Raw genomic sequence first — 3841 nt, 5'->3', positions numbered from 1 at the left:
ATCGTAGGGTATCTGGGCGGTTCACTAATAAATCTGTTCTTTTTCAGCGCTGCGGGAGAAATAAGTGATTTCACGATGAGCACCGCGCTATTGCTCTAGAGAAAATCTCTGGAAATATAAAAGCTGAAAAGCTACTAGAACTATGGAAAAATAGCCGTTTAAGTACTTGGGTGAAATAATGCGGCGGGGAAGTGAGAAAAGAAAATCGCCGCTGAGGAAAGGGAATAGTGAGCGCTACAGATAGAGCAATTGAAATGACGATACTGGCTGCACGCGGCGCTGCAGAAGTGAAAGCTACTTCTTTGCAGGCTTTAGATGTGTCGGAGCGGATGGTGCTGACGGATATCTTCTTGATTTTAGCCGGATCTACAGAACGGCAAGTACGAGCAATTGTGGACAAAGTGGAAGAATCGCTCGGTAAAGCAGGATATAAGCGGCTGCGGCGCGAGGGCCTCGAAGGGGAAGCGCGTTGGGTATTGTTGGATTATGGTGAAGTTATGGTGCATGTGCAGCAAGAAGAAGATCTTGCCCACTACGCGCTGGATAAATTGTGGGGAGATTGCCCGAGCATAGCTTTACCAGAAGATATAAAGGCAGCTCCGGCGGCGGAGATACCGCTGGCCAATTATTTTGATTTCACTGATTTAGGATCGGAATAGCTGGAGCATATGGCTATAAAGCGATTAATATTTTGGCGGCACGGGCAAACTGATCAGAATATTCAGCTGCGCATTCAAGGTTCTACCGATAATCCCCTGAATGAAGCTGGTGTTCTGCAGGCACAAGAGGTGGCACCGGAATTACTGAAACTTCGCCCTACGCGAATCTATACTTCACATCTGCAGCGAGCGCGAGCTACGGCTGCTGTATTGCAGGAATTAGCAGGAATCCCTCTCGAAGTTGATGAGCGGCTCAGTGAACGTAGCTATGGGGTGTGGGAAGGGCTCACCAATGAAGAAATCAAAGCAGGCTGGTACGAGCAGTGGCACGTTTGGCGGAGCGGGGCGCAGCCGGCGGGAGTGGGGCTGGAGACGCGTGAACACTGTGGAATGCGTTTTCGCGATGCAGTATTAGATGCAGTGGCAGCGGTGGAAAAAGCTGATTCTGGGCGCGAAGAAAATCTAGTTTTCGTATCGCATGGGGGAGTTAGCGCCAACGGTATTATGAGCTTGCTCGGTATGAATCCCTCTACTTGGGTGGGTTTTCAAGGAATGGACAACTGCCATTGGTCAGTATTAGTGCCGCGGATAGGAGCTAATCCACCGTGGAGAATCAGTACCTACAATAGAAAATATGCCGATACAGCGGTATTCGATCGCCCGTGGTGAGAATCACCGCCTAATCCGAGATGCGAAGTGGCAAAATTTCTGCACTCTGCATATCATTAAACAGTTGGCCGAATTATTTTAATTCTGCGGGGCATTGGCGCAGTTGGTAGCGCGCTTCCATGGCATGGAAGAGGTCAGGGGTTCGAATCCCCTATGCTCCACCAATGTTTCTGCTAGGTTTTCTAGGCAGAAGCTTTTTCTGTGGAACGCTCAATTTTATTTGTTTTACCAGTTTTGTAGTTTTCGCTTTTAGTACGTGCAATTATCTTTATCGCGTGCAAATTTTATTGCAAAAAGAGCTACTCGTTAATTTCGTATCTAAATAAAAACTCGAGGTAAAAATATCCGTATTATGGTTTGCCTGCCCTACAATTTATTTTCCGGATTTACATAAGATACCTCACCATTGATTGAAGGGTATATCTTTTAAAGTAGAAATGGTAAAATTACCATGTATTGTCTGTACATAAATATATATTGGAAGGCTTCATGCTTAACTTTCAAAATAAATCCGAAGTTTTTTCAGCAGAGAATTCGGGTGAATTAGCGCGTAAACGCGGCAGTATTTACCGGAAACTGCTAACTATGTTCCTTTTCTCTGCCTTGTGCTTTACGCTGGCTATGCCAGCTTTGGTGCAGGCAGAAGATTTAGAGATAAGTGAACCGCTCGCTAGCCAAAGTGTGCGTGCAGCGGGAGAGCCAGTGGTCGATACAGTATCTGTTGGCAATAAAACTATTTCCGGAAACATAAAAATGGGTCAAGGTCAACGGAAACATAAAAACCTAACCTTTACGATTACTGTAACTGTGAATCGCAAAGCCGGAGGAACCGAAGAAAAAACGGTCTCTATTCCACCTACCCAGAAAAAAACAACATGGAGTGTAACTTTAGGTAGTGCCCTTGCCGAAGGTGACAAGGTAACTGTGACGGAAGTAGGCGAGACCTCTAAGACCATCACTATTGAGGTTAAACCATCTTTAAAGGATCAGCATAAAGATGATTTGAAAATGCCAAAAGGTGAAATTTGGATAGAACAAACTTCATCCAACCAAGTTAGTACAGATGAACAAGCAGAAGCTGTTCAAATGTTGAAAGATGCAAACACTGCAATAGCAGGGGATATTAAATCAGTTGAGTTTTCTATTGATGGTACTGACCATGCTTATTATGAAGTAACTTATACTGATGGTTCGACATCAGGCAAAGTTGAAGCTACGGACCTAAAAATCGAAACGGTAACGGATACATCTGCCGCTCCGACAATACAAAAAGTTCAGGTAACAGACGGACAGATTATCGTTACGCTTGATAAAGAGGTTGCCGAAGGTACGAAATTTTATTTTGTCAAAAATTTTACGGATGGAGAGGACAAGAATTTTAGCGAAAATGGAAGCTGCAAAGTGGACAAATCTACCTCAGATGATATGTCTCAAACAGTATCCAAAGACGGAACAACAGTTACTTTCCCAATCAATGATAAGGTTAACGATTTAAAACTCGGAAAAGAGTTCGGTATCCTTGTCAAAGAGCCACATAAATTCCGTTCTTGCGCGAAGTCTGAGCCGGTAATAACAACCCCCGACAAAGTCGCCGTGAGGGATCCTCACAAATTAACTGATGCCGATAAAAAAGCCATCGAGGAAGCTATTCGAGATGCCAATACGGTAAATGGTACATCTAAACTTCCCGATGGGACTGGAGACTGGGATGGGGTTCCGGCAGTTATACAATTTGATGACAACGGAAACGTTAAGATATTTAGCGGTAATGATGCGGAAGTTACTTATGATAGTAATTGGAATCCGGTACCTGTAAAAAATGCAGATGGTTCAGTCAAGGTAAAAGACGGAGCTGAACCAAAAGGAACAATCCCAGCCAAGGATCTGGTGAAAAATATCAAACCTAATTCTCCTGCGATTGCGGTAGATACGGATAAGGGTGAAGTCACTATTACTCCACCGGCTTATAAAGATCCCGGTGATGATACCGACTTGCTGTCCTACACCGTCACCTATAAGGATGCTTCTGGAGCAGAGAAAACCGTCACCGCAACGCGAACTGTGGACGAAGCTTCCGGTAAGACCACTTGGTCAGCAGATAATGCCACGGTTGATGCGAACACCGGTGTGATTACTCTGAAAGTTGAAGACATCGAAGTTGGTGGAACTGTCACGGTAAAAGCGAAAGATAAAGGCGGTCTGGAGGGTGACACCGATAAGCTTGATTCAGCTCCGGCAACCAAGACGCTCGAAACTGCCACTGTCAGCTATGACCGCAACGGTGGTAAGGGCAGTATGGCTGGGAAGACTCTGAACAAGGGCGTTGAGTATGCAATTTTGGCTAATATCTTTACTGCTCCTAATGAGAATCAAGAATTTAAGACCTGGCAGATAGGCGACAAAGAATATGCTGCTAATGACAAATTTATAGTCAAGGCAGATACGGTAGTTAAAGCTATCTGGGAAGACATCCAGGTCACTGTCACCTACGACGGTAACGGCGGTACCGGTGC

Annotated in this window: 3 protein-coding genes and 1 tRNA gene; all 4 read left to right on the top strand. The window is 45.0% G+C overall.

Annotated elements, in window-relative coordinates; all coding sequences use genetic code 11:
• The first annotated feature begins 227 nt into the window (after positions 1–227).
• The gene (rsfS, locus tag Q0X35_RS06115; protein ID WP_297566567.1) at positions 228–659 is read left to right on the top strand and encodes a ribosome silencing factor; all 432 of its coding nucleotides are present in this window, start codon (positions 228–230) and stop codon (positions 657–659) included.
• A gap of 9 nt (positions 660–668) precedes the next feature.
• Positions 669–1328, top strand: a complete 660-nt coding sequence (locus tag Q0X35_RS06110) for a histidine phosphatase family protein (protein WP_297566565.1) — start codon at positions 669–671, stop codon at positions 1326–1328.
• 88 nt (positions 1329–1416) lie between these two features.
• Positions 1417–1492 (top strand) — tRNA-Ala (locus Q0X35_RS06105).
• Between the two features lie 292 nt (positions 1493–1784).
• A partial coding sequence (locus Q0X35_RS06100; protein ID WP_297566563.1) for a hypothetical protein occupies positions 1785–3841 on the top strand: 2057 nt, incomplete at its 3' end.

The organism is uncultured Arcanobacterium sp., from assembly GCF_947253055.1.
Taxonomy (GTDB): domain Bacteria; phylum Actinomycetota; class Actinomycetes; order Actinomycetales; family Actinomycetaceae; genus Arcanobacterium_A.
This window is presented reverse-complemented; position numbering and strand designations above follow the sequence as displayed.

Excerpts from the sequence above, each read along its gene's own strand:
- Q0X35_RS06110 (WP_297566565.1), top strand. The coding sequence starts at position 669 with ATGGCTATAAAGCGATTAATATTTTGGCGGCACGGGCAAACTGATCAG.